The sequence below is a fragment of the Ferrimonas aestuarii genome (assembly GCF_005116665.1).
GTDB classification, from domain to species: domain Bacteria; phylum Pseudomonadota; class Gammaproteobacteria; order Enterobacterales; family Shewanellaceae; genus Ferrimonas; species Ferrimonas aestuarii.
In genome coordinates, this window is record NZ_SWCJ01000056.1 from 1 (window position 1) to 255 (window position 255).

1 rRNA gene is annotated in these 255 nt (G+C 52.2%); it reads left to right on the forward strand.

Features of this window, described 5'->3' with window-relative positions:
- Window positions 1-255, forward strand: a 23S ribosomal RNA gene (locus FCL42_RS21600); the annotation flags it as partial.

Consider the following 255-nt stretch of genomic DNA (forward strand, 5'->3'; position numbering starts at 1 on the left):
CCGGTAAACGGCGGCCGTAACTATAACGGTCCTAAGGTAGCGAAATTCCTTGTCGGGTAAGTTCCGACCTGCACGAATGGCGTAATGATGGCCACGCTGTCTCCACCCGAGACTCAGTGAAATTGAAATTGCGGTGAAGATGCCGTATACCCGCGGCTAGACGGAAAGACCCCGTGAACCTTTACTACAGCTTGGCACTGAACATTGACCCTACATGTGTAGGATAGGTGGGAGGCTTTGAAGCATTGTCGCTAG